An 18576-nucleotide genomic window follows, 5' to 3' on the forward strand; every position below is an offset into this window, starting at 1 on the left:
GTCAGATCCGTACGGCCCCCGTGACGAGCCAGCGGCCGGACCGGGCGCGTATCCACAGGGTCACCAGGCGGACCGTCATCATCAGTGTCATCGCCCACCACAGGGCCATGAGGCCGCCGCCCAGCCCGGGGATCAGCAGGGCGAGGGGTGCGAAGACGGCCAGGACCACGAGCATCGCCCAGGCGAGGTACGTTCCGTCCCCGGCGCCCATCAGCACCCCGTCCAGGATGAAGACGACCCCCGCGAGGGGCTGTCCCAGAGCGACCACCAGCAGCACCGGCATCAGCGTGTCCCGTACGGCGGGGTCGGTGGTGAACAGCGGGATGAACAGGGGCCGTGTCGCGACCACCAGCGCCCCCAGGACCACGCCCGAGGCGATGCCCCACTGCACCATGCGCCGGCACACCGCCCGCGCCCCGTCGGCGTCCCCGGCGCCCAGGTAGCGGCCGATGATCGCCTGCCCGGCGATGGCGATGGCGTCGAGGGCGAAGGCCAGCAGGCTCCACAGGCTGAGCACGATCTGGTGGGCGGCGATGTCGGTGTCGCCCAGCCGTGCCGCGACCGCGGTGGCGATCATGAGGACGGCCCGCAGCGAGAGCGTGCGGACCAGCAGGGGCGCACCCGCCTGGGCGCAGGCCCGGATGCCGGCACGGTCGGGCCGCAGCGAGGCCCCGTGCCGCCGCGCTCCGCGGACGACGACGGCCAGGTAGACGGCGGCCATGGCCCACTGGGCCAGCACCGTTCCCCAGGCGGAGCCGGCGATGCCCAGGCCGGCGCCGTAGACGAGGGCGACGTTGAGCCCGGCGTTGGCCGCGAAGCCGCCGACGGCGACGTAGAGGGGCGTCCGGGTGTCCTGCAGTCCGCGCAGGACGCCGGTGGCGGCGAGCACGATGAGCATCGCGGGGATGCCCAGGGCGCTGACCCGGAGATAGGTGGCGCCGTAGGGGGCGGCGGTCGGCGAGGCGCCGAAGAGCTCGACGAGGACGCGGGCCGTGGGCAGGACGCCCACGGCGACCACCGTGCCGAGCACGACCGCGAGCCAGATGCCGTCCATGCCCTGCCGGATGGCGGCCTGGAGGTCCCCCGCTCCGACCCGGCGGGCCACGGCCGCGGTGGTGGCGTAGGCGAGGAAGACGAAGACGCTGACGGCCGTGGTGAGCAGCGCGGCGGCCACGCCGAGACCCGCCAGCTGACGGGTGCCGAGGTGGCCGACGATGGCGCTGTCGGCCATCACGAACAACGGCTCCGCCACGAGCGCGCCGAAGGCGGGCACGGCCAGGGCGAGGATCTCGCGGTCGTGCCGGCGGGCACCGGGCGGCACGTGGGCGCGGGCCTGGGTCACGGGGGCCCCTTCCAATCTTCCACAGGTAATCTGTGCTCCTAGCTTACGACCCTTACTTCGCCGGGTTGTGTGTGATCTTCTCTGCGCCGTTTGTCGCGATCGCGGGCCGAGTGGGAAAGTTTTTCTCCTCAACAGCCCGTGGATGACAAAGCTGCAGGTCATAAGGGTGTGGCGCGGGCGACTGTGTGTTTGTCCACAGTGCTTTCCCCCGGCCCGTGCACAGGTTGAGGGCGGTTCTCCACAGGCTGGGGCCGCTCATCCACATGCCCTGTGGATAACCAGATTGGCTGACGGTGCCGGGCGCCCTACCGTGGACCGGCGCCTGCCGTCTGTTCCCGCCCCGTCCGGGCCCCCGCGGACCTTACGAGATCGACACGAACTCGCCGCGAACTCGACGCGTCATAACCGGAGTCGGGCGTCCTATTTGTCAGAGCCGTGCCGTAAGAAAGAGTGGCACGGCGAGGTCCGCGTCGCGGACGGGAGGAGGTGGCCCGGGTGAGCGTTCCCGAGCCCATGGACGACCCCTGGGGCGACAGCCCCAGCGACCGGCTTCCCTTCCCCCGTTCCCGCCGTGGCGACGGCAAGGGACGTGGCGAGCAGCACGACCGCGGCGGCGAGGAGGGTGGCTCCTGGGACCGGGGCGGCAGCGGCTTCGAGCGCGTACCGCCGCAGGACCTGGACGCCGAGCAGTCCGTCCTCGGCGGCATGCTGCTGTCGAAGGACGCCATCGCCGACGTCGTCGAGGTCCTCAAGGGCCACGACTTCTACCGCCCGGCGCACGAGACGATCTACCAGGCCATCCTCGACCTCTACGCCAAGGGCGAGCCGGCCGACCCGATCACTATCGCCGCCGAGCTCACCAAGCGCGGCGAGATCACCCGCGTCGGCGGTGCCGCGTACCTCCACACGCTGGTCCAGTCCGTCCCGACCGCGGCCAACGCCGAGTACTACGCCGAGATCGTCCACGAGCGCGCGGTGCTGCGCCGCCTGGTCGAGGCCGGCACGCGCATCACGCAGATGGGATACGCGGCCGACGGAGACGTCGACGACATCGTCAACAAGGCCCAGGCCGAGGTCTACGCGGTCACCGAGCAGCGCACGAGCGAGGACTACCTCCCGCTCGGCGACATCATGGAGGGCGCGCTCGACGAGATCGAGGCCATCGGCTCGCGCAGCGGCCAGATGTCCGGCGTGCCCACCGGCTTCACCGACCTGGACGCCCTGACGAACGGCCTGCACCCCGGCCAGATGATCGTCATCGCGGCCCGTCCCGCCATGGGTAAGTCCACCCTCGCGCTGGACTTCGCCCGCGCCTGTTCCATCAAGAACAACCTGCCGAGCGTGATCTTCTCGCTCGAAATGGGCCGTAACGAGATCGCGATGCGCCTGCTGTCCGCCGAGGCGCGCGTCGCCCTGCACCACATGCGCTCCGGCTCCATGACCGACGACGACTGGACCCGGCTGGCCCGCCGCATGCCGGACGTCTCGGCCGCCCCGCTGTACATCGACGACTCGCCCAACCTGTCGATGATGGAGATCCGGGCCAAGTGCCGGCGCCTCAAGCAGCGCGCCGACCTCAAGCTCGTGATCATCGACTATCTGCAGCTGATGCAGTCCGGCGGCAACAAGCGTGCCGAGAGCCGCCAGCAGGAGGTCTCGGACATGTCCCGAAACCTCAAGCTGCTGGCCAAGGAGCTGGAGCTCCCGGTCATCGCGCTCTCCCAGCTGAACCGTGGTCCCGAGCAGCGCACGGACAAGAAGCCGATGGTCTCCGACCTCCGTGAGTCCGGCTCCATCGAGCAGGACGCGGACATGGTCATCCTGCTGCACCGCGAGGACGCCTACGAGAAGGAGTCGCCCCGCGCGGGCGAGGCGGACATCATCGTCGGCAAGCACCGTAACGGCCCCACGGCCACCATCACGGTCGCCTTCCAGGGCCACTACTCCCGCTTCGTGGACATGGCCCAGACCTGATCCGCCTCAGCGGGAGGGCCGGGCGCGGCGCGGCGCCGGCGCGGTGAAGCGGACGTCCGCGGCGCCGGCGACGATCTCGACGCCGTCGCCGAGGGCCCATTCGGCCGTCCGCGAGACCATCGCCGCCGGGACGGCGCCGCTGATGCCGGCGGCCGGCGGGATGTCGTAGGTGGCGTGGGCGTCGTGCGGCATGACGACCCGGTATCCCAGCTCCATGGCCGTACGCGCCGTCGCACTGACGCACATCTCGGACATCACCCCGCAGACGGCGAGCGACCGCACCCCTGAGCGGGTGAGCAGGCCGTTCAGGGGCGTCTCGTAGAAGCCGTCGTCCTCCGTCTTGCCGATCACGATCTCGGCCGGGCCTTCTTCGACGGGCAGGTGGAGCCGCCAGCCGGGCGTGCCCGGCTCGTCGCTCGCGCCCGGCGGCCCGTCGTTGCGGAGGTGGACGACGAAGGCGCCGCTCGCGCGGGCGGCGGCTATCAGGTGCCCGACGCGGTCCAGGAGCCGGGCCGCGTCGGGCACCGCCTCCGCACCGGAGACGAAGGCGGACTGGACGTCGACGACGAGCAGGGCGTGAACGGGCGGCACCGCATGGTCAGGGGTCATGGCGGCATCGTGCCCGATGGCGTGCGAGACGCGCAGGGCCCAAGGGGCGCACAGGGCGTACGGGGCGCACGGGACCTGACGATCCTTCTGGTTAGGGTGCGGGCATGACTGCCTCGTACGACGCCGGAAACGCCGCGGACGCCGCGGAGTTCGCCGAACTGCTCCCCGCCACCCGCCGTGCCCTCCTGCACCGTGTCGCCACCGGACAGGCGGAGGGCCGTACGCCCTCCCTCGTGGGGGCGGTGATGCGGGACGGACGGATGGTGTGGTCCGCGGGGCGCGGCAGCGTCGGCGAGGAGGTGCCGGGGGCGGACACCCAGTACCGGATCGGCTCGATCACCAAGACCTTCGTCGCCGTTCTGGTCCTGCGGCTGCGCGACGAGGGCCTGCTCGACCTGGACGATCCGCTCGGCAAGCACCTCGACACCCCGGAGGGCGGCACCGCGACCATCGCCCAGCTCCTCGCACACACCTCCGGGCTGGCGGCGGAGTCGCGCGGCCCGTGGTGGGAGCGCACGGACGGCTCCCTGCGCCCCGAGCTCGCCGACATCTTCGGCGAGCGCCCCCAGCGCCATGCCGCGGGGCGCCTGCACCACTACTCCAACCCCGGTTACGCGCTCCTGGGCGCGCTCGTCGAGCAGCTCCGCGGGGAGAACTGGTACGACGTGCTGCGCCGGGAGGTCCTGGAGCCGCTCGGGATGCACCGCACGACGCTCCACCCCGAGGCCCCGCACGCCGAGGGCCACGCCGTGCACCCCTGGGCGGACGTCCTGCTGCCCGAACCGGCGGTGGACACCGGCGTGATGGCACCGGCCGGACAGCTGTGGTCCACGGCGGCCGACCTCTGCCGCTTCGCCGCCTTCCTGCTGAACGGCGACGACCGTGTGCTCGGCGCGGAGTCGGTGGCCGCGATGCGGGTCCCGGAGACCGAGCCGCAGGCCCCGGACCGGATGGGCGCCTACGGCCTGGGCCTGCAGGTGGCCTGGCGCGACGGCCGGTTCGTCTGCGGCCACGGCGGTTCGATGCCGGGGTTCGTGGCCACGCTCTGGGCGTGCCCGGAGGAGGGCACCGCGGCCGTCGTCCTGGCCAACGTCACCTCCCTCTTCAGCATCGGCGCCATAGCGACGGACATGGTGCGCACGCTCGCCGAGCACGAACCGCGGATCCCCGCGCCGTGGCGTCCGCTCGACGCCGCGGACCCGGCACTGCTGGAGCTGACCGGCCCCTGGTACTGGGGAGCCGCGCCCTTCGCGGTGCATCTGCGCGCCGGCCGGGCCCTGAACCTGCAGCCGCTCGGCGCCGGGGGCCGCGGCGCCTCGTTCCGCGCCGAGGAGGACGGCACCTGGACCGGCCTCGACGGCTACTACGCGGGCGAGACGCTGACGGCCGTGCGCGGCGCGGACGGGACCGTGAGCCACCTGGACATCGGCACGTTCGTCTTCACCCGCGAGCCGTACGGGCCCGGGGACGTGGTGCCCGGTGGCGTCGACACGGGCGGCTGGCAATAGTCCTATGGTCGGCACGGGCGGGGGGCGGACGTAGAGTCGACGGGAGACTGGCGGGCGCCGCAAGCGCGGCGCGATACCACCCGGAAGGCACCGTGACCGCGAACACCGCACCGGCCCTGCTCGACCTCGCGCCCCTCGGCGCCGGTCACTTCGCCCGCATCGAGGACAAGGTCGCGGCGCTGATGCGCACCCGCGAGACGGTCGTCGCGATGCAGGGCGAGGCGCTGCTGCCGCTGGAGGCGTGCATCCGCTCGGCCGTACGGCCCGGCAGCACCGCCCTCAACATCATCACCGGTCCGTACGGCGAGACGTTCGGCGGCTGGCTGCGCTCCTGCGGCGCCGAGGTGATCAACGTGACGGCACCCTTCAGCGGCGCCGTCACCGCCGCCCAGGTCGCCGACGCACTGCGCGCGCACCCGGCCATCGACTTCGTCAGCCTCGTCCACGCCGAGGCGGCCACCGGCAACACCAACCCCGTCGCCGAGATCGGCGCGGTCGTCCGTGCGCACGGCGCGCTGCTGATGCTGGACGCGGTCGCCTCGGTGGCCGCGGAGCCGCTGCTCACCGACGAGTGGGGCGTCGACCTGTGCGTCATCGGCGGCCAGAAGGCCATGGCGGGCCCGGCGGGCGTGTCGGCCGTCTCCGTCAGCGCCCGCGCGTGGGAGCGGATCGCGGCCAACGAGCAGGCTCCCCGCCGCTCGTACCTCTCCCTGCTCGACTGGAAGGAGCGCTGGATCGACGGCGGCCGGACCGTGCTGCCGCACGCTCCGGCGCAGCTGGAGATGCTCGCCCTGGAGCAGGCCGTGGACCGCATCGAGGAGGACGGTCTGGACGGCGTCATCGCCCGCCACCGCGCCGCCTCCGCCGCCACGCGGGCGGGCGTACGGGCGCTGGGGGCCGTGGCTCCCTACGTCGTACGGGACGAGGACGCCGCCCCCGTGGCCACCACTCTGCGCGCTCCCGTCGGTAAGGACGCCCGCGACGTGGTGGCGGCGGCCCTGGCTGCGGACGCGTCGATTCCGGTCCAGGCGGCCGGGGGAGCGCTCGCCAAGGAAATGATCCGCGTCAACCACTACGGACTCGACGCGGACCGCGAGACCGTTCTGGGCACGCTCTCGGCTCTCGCCGAGGGCCTGCAGGCGCTGGGCGTGCCGGCCGGGGACCGGGACGAGGCCCTGGCGGCGGCGGGCAAGGCGTGGGACGCGGTGATCACGGGCTGAGCCTCCGGAGCGGCTTTCCCACGGCCGCCGTCGGCGCTTTCGGGCGCCGACGGCGGCCTTTTTGTGTGCTCTTTCCGGATTGAGGCACTTATCCCGGTATGGCGAGGGCGGGGCCTCGCTCATCCGCCCGGATAGAATCGGAACCCACAGCCCGTTTCGTTCCCGAGCCCTTGGAGACCGTCGCTCATGGCACGGCGCAGGAAGCCCTCGCCGCCACCGGCGGGCTCCTCACAGCAGCGGGCCGACGCCCGGCGCAACCGCGTCCTCGTCCTGCAGGCGGCCCGATCGGCCTTCGAGGAACGGGGGTTGGCCGTTCCGCTGGGGGAGATCGCCCGCCGCGCCGGGGTCGGGACGGGGACCGTCTATCGCCATTTCCCCACCAAGGAAGCGCTGTTCAGAGCCACCGTGGTGGACCGGGTGCGGCTTTTCACCGACACCGCACGGGAGTTGGCCCAGGCGGACGACCCCGGTCCGGTGTTCTTCCGCTACCTGGCGGCGGTGGTGCGCCTGTCCGTGCGCAACAAGGGGCTGTGCGACGCTCTGGAGGGCAGTTTCGAGCCCTCTCCCGGCGTCGAGAGGGACTTCCGGGCGGCGCTGTCCGTCCTGCTCGAACGGGCCCAACAGGCTGGCGCGGTACGGAAGGACGTGGCGATCGGCGATGTGATGGCCCTGCTCGTGGGCTGTCTGTCGATGGAGCAACGGCGGGGCCCGGACGTGGCGCCCGGCCGGCTGACGGCCCTGGTGTGCGACAGCCTCCGCCCAGGGCGGCGTGTGACGAAACTCCCCCGGAATCCGGCGGCCGGGCGTAACGAAACGTCGTGCGCCGTGTGCGGCGGGCCGGTGGCGTCCGCTCGTACGGGCCGGCCCGCGCGGTACTGCGGTGCGGCGTGCCGGCAGAAGGCGCACCGGGAACGGGCCCGGGTCCGCGCGGATGCATCAGAGGTGCTGGGGGAAGCCGGGGCGTGAGCCCTCGGGGCTCAGCTGCCCCGTAGGAGCGAGGCGAGGGATCTGCGCGACCCCGGCGGCGCTCACGACGCCGGGGCGAGGGACTCCACGGCGGCGACGAGGGGGGCCAGCTCGGAGCGGTGCGACGCCTCGTGCAGCGCTTCGCGCAGGGCGGCGTCGTTGGTGGGCCGGGCGTCCTCCAGGAGCGCGCGGCCGGCGTCGGTGACGTCGGTGTAGATGCCCCGGCGGTCGGTGAGGCAGAGGTAGCGGGTCAGCAGACCGCGGTCCTCCAGACGGTTGACCAGGCGGGTCGTCGCACTCTGGCTGAGGACGACGGCGTCGGCGACCTCGTTCATCCGCAGGTGACCGCCCTCGCCGTCGTGCTGGCGGTTGAGGACGTCGAGCACGGAGAACTCGCGCACGCTCAGTTCGTGGTGGGCCTGCAGCGCGCGCTCTATGTGCGCCTCGATCCGGCTGTGCAGGGCGGACAGGGCGCACCAGCCCTGTGCCAGGCCGACCAGTGCGGGGTCCGGGGTGCGGGACATGGGCCGAGCCCTCCTTCGGAGTCGTACGCGCGCGTCGTTCGGTGCCGTACGGACAGGATATCTCCCCCGCGCAATAGCCCGCGCTTGCAAGTAGATGCGTCTGCAATTATTGTGGAGGCCGGTAAAAGTCTGCCGCAAGGAAGTGTGGTGGGCGATGCCGACTGTCTTCCCCTGTCTGAAGGACCTCCGTCATGCCTCTCGCCCTGCTGGCGCTCGCCATCGGCGCCTTCGGTATCGGCACCACCGAGTTCGTCACCTCGGGCCTGCTCCCCGAGGTGGCGGACGACTTCGGCGTCTCGATCCCCACCGCCGGCTACCTGACCACCGGATACGCCCTCGGCGTCGTCGTCGGAGCCCCGATCCTCGCCATCCTGGGCAGCCGCGTGCCGCGCAAGCGGATGCTGATGGCCCTGATGGGCCTGTTCGTCGCGGGCAACGCCCTCTCCGCGGCCGCCCCCGTCTTCGCCCTGATGCTCGCCGGGCGCATCGTCGCCTCGCTCGCGCACGGCGCGTTCTTCGGCATCGGCGCGATCGTCGCCGCCGGGCTCGTGGCACCGCAGAAGAAGGCCGGGGCGATAGCCATGATGTTCACCGGCCTGACGGTCGCCAACGTCGTCGGCGTGCCCGCGGGCACCCTCATCGGCCAGAGCGCGGGCTGGCGGATCACGTTCTTCCTCATCGCCGGCCTCGGTGTGCTCGCCGTGCTCGGCATCGCCGCCCTCGTCCCGGAGCAGCCGCGTCCCGAGCGGACCCGGGTCTCCGGCGAGCTGGCCGCCTTCCGCAACCCGCAGGTGCTGCTCGCCATGGCGATGACGGTCCTCGGCTTCGGCGGCGTCTTCACCATGAGCACCTACATCACGCCGATGATGACCGACGTCACCGGCTACGCCCCCTCCTCCGTCACCTGGCTGCTCGTCCTCTTCGGCCTCGGCCTGGTCGGCGGCAACCTCATCGGCGGCAAGTACGCCGACCGCGCGCTGATGCCCATGCTCTGCACGGCCCTCGGCGGACTGGCGATCATGCTCGCCCTGCTGCCACTCGCCGCGCACGACAAGCTCGCGGCAGCGATCACCATCCCGCTCATCGGCGCCTTCGGCTTCGCGACCGTCCCCCCGCTGCAGAAACGGGTCCTGGACCAGACCGCCGACGCCCCCACGCTCGCCTCAGCCGTCAACATAGGCGCCTTCAACCTGGGCAACGCCATGGCCGCATGGCTCGGTGGCCTCGTGATCTCGGCCGGGTTCGGCTACACCGCGCCCAACTGGGTCGGCGCCCTGATGGCCGCCTCGGCGCTGCTCCTCGCCCTCCTCTCCGCACGGCTGGAGCGGCGTACGGAGCGGGGCGGGCGGGTCCTGGCGGCAGGGCCGTCGCCCGTGGCCGCCGAGCCCGAGGCCGTCCCGGCCGGCCGCTGACCCCGGGGTCACAGCCGCCCCCACCACAGTCACTCACGACGCATCACCGCTGAACGCACCATCACGCAAGGAGTCCCCCCATGACCGCCACCACCCCGGTCCGCCCGCTCACCACCGCAGAGGCGGACGCCCTCGTCGCCTCCGTCCGGCGTGCCTCCGAGGAGCAGGGCATACGGACGGCCGTCACCGTCCTCGACGCCGGTGGCCATCTGCTGGCCTTCCGGCGCGACGACCGGGCCCTGCTGATCGCCGGGGAGACCAGCACGCGCAAGGCGTTCACCGCGCTGCAGCTGGACGCGCCCACCGCGGACCTCGTGGACGCCGTCCAGCCGGGCGGGCTCCTGCACACCCTGCCGACGGCGCTGGACAGGCCGCTGCTCTTCATCGCCGGTGGCCTCCCGATCCACCGCGACGGCCGGGTCATCGGTGCCGTCGGTGTCGGCGGCGCAGCCCCCGAGCAGGACCACGGCGTCGCGGCGGCGGCCATCGAGGAAGTGATCGGCGGCTGAAGCCGCCCGGGGGAGGGGCCCGCCGGTCCCTCCGGCAGGCCGCCTAGGCTCGCCGCCATGAGCAGACTGCACTTGTTCGACCTCGACGGCACGCTGATCCACGGCTCGGCGGCCGCGGTCGAGATATCCCGGCAGCTGGGCCTGGAGACGGAGATCGGCGAGCTGGAGAGGGCGTTCGCGGCCGGGGAGCTCGCCCCGCCGCGGTTCGCCGAGCTGGCCGTCGAGCTCTGGGCGGAGCTCACCGAGGCCGAGGTCGCGGCGGCCTTCGAGGGAGCCCCCTGGCTGGCGGGCATCCGCGACGTCTGGGCGGACATCCGGGCGCGGGGCGAGAGGTGCGCCGTGATCTCGCTGTCGCCCGGGTTCTTCGTGGAGCGTTTGCTGGAGTGGGGCGCCGACGCGGCCCACGGTTCCCGCTGGCCTTCGGTCCCCTTCCGGGCCCCGGTGGATCCGGCGGGCATCCTCGACGCGGCGGCCAAGGTGCGGATCGCGGACGAGCTCTGCGCCCGGTTCGGGCTGAGCCGCACCGACTGCGTGGCGTACGGGGACTCGATGTCGGACGTGCAGCTGTTCGCCGCCGTACCCGTGTCCGTGGCGATCAACGCGGACCACCATGTGCGGCACCTCGCCTCGCACGCGTATACGGGGCTCGATCTCCGCGGGGCCTACGAACGCGTCAGCGGGGCAGGGTAACCCCAACTGACCGTCGTGCGCCCCCACTTCCGGCGAAGCCGTCGATACGGGGTATGCGGGTGGCATGCTGCGCCTACTGGAACAGCGAGTCATGTTCGAGGCGAGGCGACGATGAACGCTCCGACCACCCCATCGGCCGACGGCAGCACGTCAGGCGGGGGCATCGAGCACCCCGCCACCCGTCCCGAGGTCCCCCCGGAGCGCCCGGCGCCGCCTGCCGCTCCCCGGCCCGCCGAGACGAGCACGCTTCCGGGGTCCCGCTGGCAGCCCCTCGCCCACCGGGTGAGGGAGCGCGTACGGGAACGGGAGCACGAGCACCCGGCCGATGACCCGCCCGGCCGGACCGCCCGGCACCGCCGTCCCCATCACGAGGCCCACGCCCCAGTGCCCCCGCCCGCCGACGGCCCGTTACCCCCCTCCGCCTCCCCCTCCGCTCCCGCTCCCGGCGCCGCGCCTTCCCCCGACGCCGTACAGATCCGCCGCACCATGGCCGAGATCGAGCCGATCGCCGACAAGGTCGTCTCGTACTTCTACGCGCTGCTGTTCGTCCGCAACCCCGGTCTGCGCGCCCTCTTCCCCGCCGCCATGGACACCCAGCGCGACCGGCTCTTCAAAGCTCTGCTCACCGCGGCGGAGCACGCCGACGACACCGCCACCCTCACCGCGTACCTCTCCCAACTGGGCCGCGGGCACCGCAAGTACGGCACGCTGCCCACCCACTACCCGGCCGTCGGCGAGTGCCTGATCGGCGCCCTGTCCCGCTACGCGCCGCAGACCTGGAGCGACGCGGCCGAGGCCGCTTGGGTGCGGGTGTACACCACCGTCTCCCAGATCATGATCGATGCGGCCGCCGAGGACGAACGGACGTCCCCCGCCTGGTGGCAGGCCGAGATCGTGAGCCATGAGGTACGCACGCCGGACATCGCCGTGCTGACCCTCCGGCCCGACCAGCCCTATCCCTTCCTCGCCGGCCAGTACGCGAGCGTGGAGACGCCCTGGTGGCCGCGCACCTGGCGGAACTACTCCTTCTCCTGTGCCCCGCGCGCGGACGGTCTGCTCTCCTTCCACGTCAAGGCCGTTCCGGCCGGCTGGGTCTCGGGCGCGCTGGTCCATCGCGCCCGCCCCGGCGACGTCATCCGGCTCGGCCCCCCGGCCGGCTCGATGACCGTCGACCACAGCACCGACGACGGGATGCTGTGCCTGGGCGGCGGCACGGGCATCGCCCCCATCAAGGCGCTGGTCGAGGACGTCGCCCGGCACGGCCGGAGCCGTCCCGTCGAGGTCTTCTACGGCGCCCGCCACCACGACGACCTGTACGACATCGACACCATGCTGCGGCTGCAGAAGACCCACCCGTGGCTGTCCGTCCGCCCCGTCGTCTCCGACGGCCCGACCCTCGGGCTGAGCGGCCAACTCCCGCAGGTGGTCAGGAAGTACGGGCCGTGGAACGCCTACGACGCCTTTCTCTCCGGTCCCCCGGGAATGGTGCGCAGCGGTGTGGACACCCTGGTCGGTATCGGCATACCGTCCCACCGCATACGACACGACTCGATCGACGAACTGACGGCCTCGGCGACGGGCTGAGGCGGCTGACGGCTGGCGGATGCGGACGGGTGGTCTGATGACGACGGCGAACCGAAGCGGCCCGGCGGTGGCCCCCCTGCCAACGACTGCTCTTCCCGGTCTTCCCGCGACTCCCGGCGTTCCCGCCCCTCCCGGCAGCGAGGGCGAGCACCGGCTGCAGCAGCGGCTCGGTACGTCGGCCCGCGCGGCCCGTTTCTACGGGGAGCAGGTGCTCTCGCACGTCAATGCGCGCATGCGGGAGTTCGTGGCGCGGCAGGAGATGTTCTTCCTGGCCACGGCCGACGGGCACGGGGAGTGCGACAACACCTTCCGGGCCGGGCCGCCCGGCTTCCTGCAGGTCCTCGACGACCGCACCCTGGCCTACCCCGAATACCGGGGCAACGGCGTCCTCGCCAGTCTGGGCAACATCGAGGAGAACCCGCACGTCGGCATCCTGATGATCGACTTCTTCCGGGACCGCATCGGCCTGCACGTCAACGGCCGCGCCCGGGTGGTCGAGGACGCCGAGCTGCGCGCCGCCCACCCCGGGCTGCCCGTGGACGACGTGCCCGGCCGCCGGCCCGTGGTGTGGGTGGAGATCACGGTCGAGGAGGCGTACATCCACTGCGCCAAGCACATCCCGCACCTGCGGAAGGTGTCCCGCCATCCCGGCCGGGACGACGGGCGGGCCTGGGGGACGGACGACACCCGGCGCAAGGGCGGCGACTTCTTCGGCGCCGCCGGTACGCCGTAGCTGCGCCGCGTTCGGGCAGCGCACCGCCGGCCGGGGGCTCAGCCGAGGTCGTGCGCGAGCAGCGCCCGTACCCCCTCGACGTTCTCGCGCAGGTACGCCCGCAGGGACGGCGGCACCATCTCGACCGAGTCGATGCCCTCCCGGGTGAAGGGGATGCGCACGACCTCGTAGGTGCCGACCGGCTCGTCCACCTCGGGGCCGTGGCGGCGGGAGAGGTCCATGGACGCCAGCCGGCAGACGAAGAAGTGCTGCACCTTCACGCCGTGCGCGGCATGGTGGAGGGAGTGGGAGACGGTGTCGACGAACGCGGGGACCACGTCGACGACCTTCGCCCCGAGCTCTTCGTCGACCTCGCGGTGGAGGGCCGCGACGACGGTGCTGTCCTGCGGCTCGACGCCGCCGCCGGGGGTGATCCAGTACGGGGCCTCGCCGGGCTTGGTGCGCTTGATCAGGATCATGTCGGGCGTGCCGGAGCCGGGCTCGCCGTCGAGCAGGATGGCGCGGGCGGTGCGTTTGACCACGGGCCGTTCGGTCATAGGGGACATCTGCCGCGTCAGTACCCCGGCGAAACTCTTTCTCACCAGGAAACGGCAGCGCGCAACAGCCACTCGTGCGCCCGCGCCAGATGCGGATGCGCGAGCGTACCGGCGCGCACGACGAGGAAGTAGGTGCGCAGCGGGGGGACCGGGGGGTCCAGCAGGGCGACGATCTCGCCGCTGTCCAGGGCGTCGCTGCACAGATAGCGCGGGAGGACGCCGATGCCCGCCCCCGCCGCGACGGAGGCCAGCACCGCCCGCAGGTCGGGGACGACGACGGCCCCGGCGGCCAGCGGCTTGCTGTCGAAGACGGCCGACCAGTAGCGGGAGACGAAGGGGAGGCTCTCGTGCACCTCGACCACGGGCAGGTGCTCCAGGGCGTGGACGCCCGTCTCGCGCACGACGGCCGCGCCGCCGAGCCGGGCCGCCCAGCGGGGGGCGGCGACCAGGACGTGTTCCTCGTCGCAGAGGGGTGTGGCGGTCAGCAGCCTGCCGCGCGGGCGGACGGTGGCGATGGCGAGGTCGTGGTGGCCGGCGGCCAGGCCCTCGAAGAGTTCCTCGGCCAGGCCGTGGGCCGCGCGGACGGTCAGGCCCTGGGCGATCAGAGGGGTGAGGGCGGGCAGTGCGCGCAGGGCGGTGAACTCGGGTGGCCCGGCGAGGTGCAGGGTGCGGTTGGCCCACTGTTCGTCGAGATCGGCCTCGGCGATCTCCAGCAGGGCGTCGACGTGCGGTGCGATCTTGTGGGCGAGCTCGTCGCCGATGGTGGTCGGGCGGACCCCGCGCGCCAGCCGGAGGAAGAGGGGGCGGCCCAGCTGTCGTTCCAGGGCCCTGATCTGGCTGGTGACCGCCGGCTGGGACAGGCCGAGCAGGGCGGCGGCCCGAGTGAAGGAACCGGCCCGGTGCACCGTGACGAATGTGCGTAAAAGGGCCAGATCCATGCCATCTCCCCTGTTCGCCGCCATCCATCGTAGGGGGAACTATAAATAAGTCGATAGGGCTCTGCCGTCGGCGTGATTGGACACTGACGCAGAGTCAACTAGCCTGGTTCGCGCGGTTCTTCACCGGCGTTGTGTGCGCGTGGAGCCGTGGCGGCTCAAGCCAAGAGGGGGGAGGCTTGAGCCGTCCTTCATGACGTGGCTCGGTCAGTGCCCGTCGTTGTCGTCCGGCAGGATCACGTGCATCGCCCAGGCGACGACCGAGACGATCAGGCCGCCCACGAGCGCGGACCAGAAGCCGCTCACGTGGAAGGCCAGGTCGAGCTTGTCCGCCAGCCAGGACGTCAGCAGCAGCATCAGCGCGTTGATCACCAAGGTGATCAGGCCGAGCGTGAGAATGAAGAGCGGGAAGGACAGCAGCTTCACGACCGGCTTGACGATGAAGTTCACCGCGCCGAAGACGAGCGCGACGAGGAAAAGCGTGACCACCTTGCGGGCGGTGTTCTCGCCGGACAGTGTGATGCCCTTGAGCAGCCAGATGGCGACCGCCAGGGCCGCCGCATTGGCGATCGTCTTGACTACGAAATTCTTCATGGTGAGATCGTTGCAGACGCGCGCCGCCGATGAAGATCGGTGCGAGGTGCACGACCGGCACAGTGAGGGGTGACCGACGTATGAAGGCGTTCCGGCTGGACGAGCTGGAAGCGGAGCGGGCCGCGAACGACGGCGCCTATCTGCAGTTCCTTCGGGAGCGGAACATGTCCGTCGGCCTCTACGCGCTCGACGCCGGGGCGAGCGACCCTCAGGGCCCGCACGCCCAGGACGAGGTGTACCTGGTGGTGAGCGGCCGGGCGTCGATCACGGTCGGCGCGGAGACCACGCAGGTCGGACGGGGTTCCGTGGTGTACGTACCGGCGGGGGAGACGCACCGCTTCCACCACATCAGCGAGGATCTCCGGGTCCTGGTCGTCTTCTCTCCGCCTGAGAGCTGAGCCCCTTCCCCGGCATCCCGTAGGGGAACGCTCAGGGACGGACGAGGGCTGTGGGGTGCCCGCCGGCCCACCCGGCCGCCCTAGCATCGAGAGCAGGCCGGGGCATTCCGCTCCGGGCAGCCGGTCACTCACGGCGCGGCATTCCGGTGCCGCGCCACGGCTGTGACGAGACAAGGGCGCGTGGAAGCGCGCGCGAAGCGGAGAGCAGGGGTCGAGATGGCTGAGAAGGGAATATTCGAAGGACTGCCGTGGTGGGTGAAGTGGATCGCCGTGCCGGTTCTCGTGCTCGTGGTCTTCGGCAGCCTGATCATGAGTGTGCTCGGCTTTGTCATCGGCCTGCTCTTCAAGGCGCTGCTGCTGGTGGCGCTCGTCGGCGGCCTGATCTTCGTCGTCAAGAAGTTCACGTCGTCCTCGTCGTCGAGGGGCGACTGGTAGGAACCGGCCGACCCGGGCGAATGGGGGGACGCCCGGGAACGTCCCACCGGCAGGCCGCGTCGCCCACGCCACCGTCCGGTGTCCGCTCGGTCAACTCAACGAAGCGGAAGGCCGGGAGTTATCTCTCCCGTCAACATCTCTCCACCATCTCGCCGTCAACGTTGAACGCGAGGGCCGTTGCCCAAACGGTAATCCGTGTGCACTGGGGCCAGTTTGGCCAGTTCTCGGCTGTTCCATGCCAGCAAATCCCCCGTTACGACTCCACGCAGTAGTCGAGTCGCTACGCTCCAGAGTCGGAGAGCTCGTATGCTCACCCTCGGTCTCCATGAGTAACTGGAAAATCACTCCTTGTGATCCACTGGGCGTTCTTGTCAGACTATGGCGTCATTGGGGCCATCAGGCTCCAATCCCTGCCAAACCGACGAAGACGGGGCATTGGGCGATGCGCGACACAGTTCAGGCAGAAGTGGTCATGACCTTCCTCGTCTCCGAGGAGCTGTCCTTCCGGATCCCGGTGGAGCTGGGCTACGACAGCAGCGATCCCTACGCCGTGAAGTTCACTTTCCACCTCCCCGGCGATGCCCCGGTCACCTGGGCCTTCGCACGGGAGTTGCTGCTCGACGGGCTGAGCCAGCCCTCCGGCGAGGGGGACGTGCACATCGCCCCCGCCTCGGCCCAGCACCTGTCGGATGTCTTCATCCGGCTGCAAGTGGGGGGCGAAGGCGCCCTGTTCCGGGCGGGTGCGGCGCCGCTGGTGGCCTTCCTCGACCGGACCGACCGCGTCGCCCCGCTCGGCGAGGAGCACTCGGTCGCCGACTTCGACTACGACCTCGCGGCGGCGCTCGACAGCATCCTCGCCGGCAACCCCGAGGGTCAGAACGCCGGTTAGCGGGCCACTGGGCCCGCTACGGCGCCCGCCCCTCGGCCGGCGCACCCCGCGGCGCGGACGCGCAAGACGTCACCGCCGGACCGACGTCGCCCTCCTCGTGGGTGGCTTTGTCGACACTGTCACCCTTTGTACCCATGTTCGCGCCCGCATCGGCGCTCGTGCCCATGGCGGCCGCCGGTTCACCGGCCGGGCCCGTGCCCGTGGCCCCGGGCAGTCGCCGCGCGAACCCCGGACCCGTCCCCCTCGACCGAGCCCCACCCATGGGGCCGGACACGTCGTCCGCCCCGTTCCACCCCGTCCTGCGGCCCCGTTCCCGAACGCCTGAGCACCGGCCCGCCCGCCCGATCTCGGTCCTCCGCCCGGTGAGTTGCCGGGCGACGACCGCGTCCGCACACGCGCTCCGTGGTGGCCGCCGCCCGGCGGCGGCCACCTTCACGGGCGTTCACCGGCTCACCCGGCTCCTTTTGCTTCGCTACTTCGCGCGGCGGCGCCTGCCGCCCCGGCCCCTCGCCCGTCCCGTGCCCGACCGTCCGGCCCCCGCGGGCTGCCGGTCGGCGCTGACAACGAGGGCCGCCAGCAACGTCGTCACCGGCACCGAGGCCACCAGGCCGATGCTGCCGACCAGCGTCCGGACGATCTCCTCCGCGACGATCTCGCTCGTCGCCACCGTCCCCACCCCGCTGTCCGCGATGGAGAACAGCAGCAGCAAGGGCAGGGACGCGCCCGCGTACGCCAGGACCAGCGTGTTCACCACCGACGCGATGTGATCGCGCCCGATGCGCATGGCCGACCCGTACAGTTTGCGCCAATTGGCCGTGGGATCCGCCTCCTTCAGCTCCCACACCGCCGAGGTCTGGGTGACGGTCACGTCGTCCAGCACGCCGAGGGAGCCGATGATGATGCCGGCCAGCAGCAGACCGCGGATCTCGATCTGCGGGTACAGCCCGTGCACCAGGCCGGTCTGGTCGTCCGTGTTGCCCGTCAGGTGCGCCCACTCGATGAACAGCGACCCGAACAGGCCGATGACCAGCAGCGAGAGCAGGGTGCCCACGACCGCCACGGACGTCCGCGCGGTGAGGCCGTGGCACATGTAGAGCGCGATCAACATGATCGCGCTGCCACCGACCACGGCGACCAGCAGAGGATTCGAGCCCTGCAGTATCGCCGGCAGGATGAACAGCGTCAGCACCCCGAAGCTGATGACCAGCGCCACCAGCGCGAAGATCCCGCGCAGTCGCCCCACCAGCACGACCGCGGCCGCGAAGATGCAGGCGAGCAGGGCGACCGGGAGCTCGCGGTCCACGTCCGTGACCGAGTAGCGGAGGTTCTCCGGAGCCTTCGGGGCGTACGCCAGGACCACCTTCTGCCCGACGTCGTAGCGGCGCGAGGCGCTCGGCTGCACGATCTCCGTGAACGTCTTGCCCTTGTCCTGCCCCGAGGCCACCTCGATCGTGGCCTTCTGGCACGGCCCCTGGTCCGCGGGCGGAGCCCCGGGCGGCGCCTGCTGCTGCGGCGGCGGCTGGCCTCCCGACTTGGGGCAGGTGAACTCCTCCAGCTTCACCACCCGCCCCGCCTCGGTCTGCTGGTCGAGGCCGACACCGGTGTGCTGGTGCGGTGGGGCGCCGCCCGGCCAGAGCACTATCAGGCCGGTCACGACCGCGGCCGCGAAGGGGATGAGAACGGCCGCGATCACCTTGCGGAGGTGCGCGGACACGGGC

Annotated in this window: 19 protein-coding genes; 12 read left to right on the forward strand and 7 right to left on the reverse strand. The window is 71.8% G+C overall.

The genetic code is table 11. The annotated features are described in order from the left end of the window. Position 1: 1 nt before the first annotated feature. Complete coding sequence (locus tag LE181_RS17590; protein WP_225662241.1) at positions 2-1342, reverse strand: MATE family efflux transporter; 1341 nt, start codon at positions 1340-1342, stop codon at positions 2-4. 495 nt (positions 1343-1837) lie between these two features. Between LE181_RS17590 and dnaB the strand changes: the two genes are divergently transcribed. Further along, a complete protein-coding gene (dnaB, locus tag LE181_RS17595; RefSeq protein ID WP_225662242.1) occupies positions 1838-3316 on the forward strand; it encodes a replicative DNA helicase in 1479 nt (492 codons plus the stop codon). A 6-nt stretch (positions 3317-3322) separates the two neighbouring features. On the opposite strand, the gene LE181_RS17600 is transcribed toward dnaB, so the two are convergent. Further along, complete coding sequence (locus LE181_RS17600) at positions 3323-3925, reverse strand: cysteine hydrolase family protein (RefSeq protein ID WP_225662243.1); 603 nt, start codon at positions 3923-3925, stop codon at positions 3323-3325. 104 nt (positions 3926-4029) lie between these two features. On the opposite strand from LE181_RS17600, the gene LE181_RS17605 reads away from it, so the two are divergent. The 3 genes from LE181_RS17605 (at position 4030) to LE181_RS17615 (ending at position 7619) form a co-directional block, all read left to right on the forward strand. After that, complete coding sequence (locus LE181_RS17605; protein WP_225662244.1) at positions 4030-5433, forward strand: serine hydrolase domain-containing protein; 1404 nt, start codon at positions 4030-4032, stop codon at positions 5431-5433. A 92-nt stretch (positions 5434-5525) separates the two neighbouring features. Continuing rightward, complete coding sequence (locus tag LE181_RS17610) at positions 5526-6653, forward strand: pyridoxal-phosphate-dependent aminotransferase family protein (protein WP_225662245.1); 1128 nt, start codon at positions 5526-5528, stop codon at positions 6651-6653. Between the two features lie 186 nt (positions 6654-6839). Then, positions 6840-7619 carry a TetR/AcrR family transcriptional regulator gene (locus tag LE181_RS17615; RefSeq protein WP_225662246.1) on the forward strand — a complete coding sequence of 260 codons (780 nt, stop codon included), beginning with the start codon at positions 6840-6842 and terminating at the stop codon, positions 7617-7619. Between the two features lie 62 nt (positions 7620-7681). Here LE181_RS17615 and LE181_RS17620 read toward each other — a convergent pair whose 3' ends face one another. After that, positions 7682-8143, reverse strand: a complete 462-nt coding sequence (locus LE181_RS17620; RefSeq protein ID WP_225662247.1) for a MarR family winged helix-turn-helix transcriptional regulator — start codon at positions 8141-8143, stop codon at positions 7682-7684. Between the two features lie 191 nt (positions 8144-8334). Here LE181_RS17620 and LE181_RS17625 point away from each other — a divergent pair, with 191 nt between their 5' ends. The 5 genes from LE181_RS17625 (at position 8335) to LE181_RS17645 (ending at position 13071) form a co-directional block, all read left to right on the forward strand. Continuing rightward, positions 8335-9555 carry an MFS transporter gene (locus LE181_RS17625; RefSeq protein WP_225662248.1) on the forward strand — a complete coding sequence of 407 codons (1221 nt, stop codon included), beginning with the start codon at positions 8335-8337 and terminating at the stop codon, positions 9553-9555. 80 nt (positions 9556-9635) lie between these two features. Then, the gene (locus tag LE181_RS17630; protein ID WP_225662249.1) at positions 9636-10064 is read left to right on the forward strand and encodes a GlcG/HbpS family heme-binding protein; all 429 of its coding nucleotides are present in this window, start codon (positions 9636-9638) and stop codon (positions 10062-10064) included. Between the two features lie 57 nt (positions 10065-10121). After that, positions 10122-10754 (forward strand): HAD family hydrolase, encoded by a 633-nt coding sequence (locus LE181_RS17635; protein WP_225662250.1) that lies wholly within the window; start codon positions 10122-10124, stop codon positions 10752-10754. 486 nt (positions 10755-11240) lie between these two features. After that, positions 11241-12338: a globin domain-containing protein gene (locus LE181_RS17640; protein ID WP_372458397.1), complete on the forward strand. Its 1098-nt coding sequence runs from the start codon at positions 11241-11243 to the stop codon at positions 12336-12338. A 37-nt stretch (positions 12339-12375) separates the two neighbouring features. After that, positions 12376-13071 carry a pyridoxamine 5'-phosphate oxidase family protein gene (locus LE181_RS17645; protein WP_225662252.1) on the forward strand — a complete coding sequence of 232 codons (696 nt, stop codon included), beginning with the start codon at positions 12376-12378 and terminating at the stop codon, positions 13069-13071. A 38-nt stretch (positions 13072-13109) separates the two neighbouring features. Here LE181_RS17645 and LE181_RS17650 read toward each other — a convergent pair whose 3' ends face one another. From LE181_RS17650 to LE181_RS17660, 3 genes are all read right to left on the reverse strand, one after another. Next, positions 13110-13607: an NUDIX hydrolase gene (locus tag LE181_RS17650; RefSeq protein WP_225662253.1), complete on the reverse strand. Its 498-nt coding sequence runs from the start codon at positions 13605-13607 to the stop codon at positions 13110-13112. A 41-nt stretch (positions 13608-13648) separates the two neighbouring features. Further along, positions 13649-14545 carry a LysR family transcriptional regulator gene (locus LE181_RS17655; RefSeq protein ID WP_225662254.1) on the reverse strand — a complete coding sequence of 299 codons (897 nt, stop codon included), beginning with the start codon at positions 14543-14545 and terminating at the stop codon, positions 13649-13651. A gap of 204 nt (positions 14546-14749) precedes the next feature. Continuing rightward, on the reverse strand, positions 14750-15136 hold the full coding sequence (locus LE181_RS17660; RefSeq protein WP_225662255.1) for a phage holin family protein: 387 nt from the start codon (positions 15134-15136) through the stop codon (positions 14750-14752). An 80-nt stretch (positions 15137-15216) separates the two neighbouring features. Between LE181_RS17660 and LE181_RS17665 the strand changes: the two genes are divergently transcribed. From LE181_RS17665 to LE181_RS17675, 3 genes are all read left to right on the forward strand, one after another. Beyond that, positions 15217-15534, forward strand: a complete 318-nt coding sequence (locus LE181_RS17665; protein WP_225662256.1) for a cupin domain-containing protein — start codon at positions 15217-15219, stop codon at positions 15532-15534. Positions 15535-15750: 216 nt separating this feature from the next. Continuing rightward, complete coding sequence (locus tag LE181_RS17670; protein WP_225662257.1) at positions 15751-15969, forward strand: DUF5326 family protein; 219 nt, start codon at positions 15751-15753, stop codon at positions 15967-15969. Positions 15970-16411: 442 nt separating this feature from the next. Then, the gene (locus LE181_RS17675) at positions 16412-16858 is read left to right on the forward strand and encodes an SsgA family sporulation/cell division regulator (RefSeq protein WP_071966095.1); all 447 of its coding nucleotides are present in this window, start codon (positions 16412-16414) and stop codon (positions 16856-16858) included. 472 nt (positions 16859-17330) lie between these two features. Here the strand turns inward: LE181_RS17675 and LE181_RS17680 are convergent. Further along, positions 17331-18576 (reverse strand): YibE/F family protein (locus tag LE181_RS17680; protein WP_225662258.1); only part of this gene is annotated, 1246 nt, incomplete at its 5' end.

This window comes from Streptomyces sichuanensis, from assembly GCF_020328095.1.
Classification (GTDB): domain Bacteria; phylum Actinomycetota; class Actinomycetes; order Streptomycetales; family Streptomycetaceae; genus Streptomyces; species Streptomyces cinnamoneus.

Coding starts and splice junctions, on each gene's coding strand:
- LE181_RS17600 (WP_225662243.1), bottom strand. CDS start 3,925: ATGACCCCTGACCATGCGGTGCCGCCCGTTCACGCCCTGCTCGTCGTC.
- LE181_RS17605 (WP_225662244.1), top strand. CDS start 4,030: ATGACTGCCTCGTACGACGCCGGAAACGCCGCGGACGCCGCGGAGTTC.
- LE181_RS17615 (WP_225662246.1), top strand. CDS start 6,840: ATGGCACGGCGCAGGAAGCCCTCGCCGCCACCGGCGGGCTCCTCACAG.
- LE181_RS17620 (WP_225662247.1), bottom strand. CDS start 8,143: ATGTCCCGCACCCCGGACCCCGCACTGGTCGGCCTGGCACAGGGCTGG.
- LE181_RS17625 (WP_225662248.1), top strand. CDS start 8,335: ATGCCTCTCGCCCTGCTGGCGCTCGCCATCGGCGCCTTCGGTATCGGC.
- LE181_RS17630 (WP_225662249.1), top strand. CDS start 9,636: ATGACCGCCACCACCCCGGTCCGCCCGCTCACCACCGCAGAGGCGGAC.
- LE181_RS17635 (WP_225662250.1), top strand. CDS start 10,122: ATGAGCAGACTGCACTTGTTCGACCTCGACGGCACGCTGATCCACGGC.
- LE181_RS17640 (WP_372458397.1), top strand. CDS start 11,241: ATGGCCGAGATCGAGCCGATCGCCGACAAGGTCGTCTCGTACTTCTAC.
- LE181_RS17645 (WP_225662252.1), top strand. CDS start 12,376: ATGACGACGGCGAACCGAAGCGGCCCGGCGGTGGCCCCCCTGCCAACG.
- LE181_RS17650 (WP_225662253.1), bottom strand. CDS start 13,607: ATGACCGAACGGCCCGTGGTCAAACGCACCGCCCGCGCCATCCTGCTC.
- LE181_RS17655 (WP_225662254.1), bottom strand. CDS start 14,545: ATGGATCTGGCCCTTTTACGCACATTCGTCACGGTGCACCGGGCCGGT.
- LE181_RS17660 (WP_225662255.1), bottom strand. CDS start 15,136: ATGAAGAATTTCGTAGTCAAGACGATCGCCAATGCGGCGGCCCTGGCG.
- LE181_RS17665 (WP_225662256.1), top strand. CDS start 15,217: ATGAAGGCGTTCCGGCTGGACGAGCTGGAAGCGGAGCGGGCCGCGAAC.
- LE181_RS17670 (WP_225662257.1), top strand. CDS start 15,751: ATGGCTGAGAAGGGAATATTCGAAGGACTGCCGTGGTGGGTGAAGTGG.
- LE181_RS17675 (WP_071966095.1), top strand. CDS start 16,412: ATGCGCGACACAGTTCAGGCAGAAGTGGTCATGACCTTCCTCGTCTCC.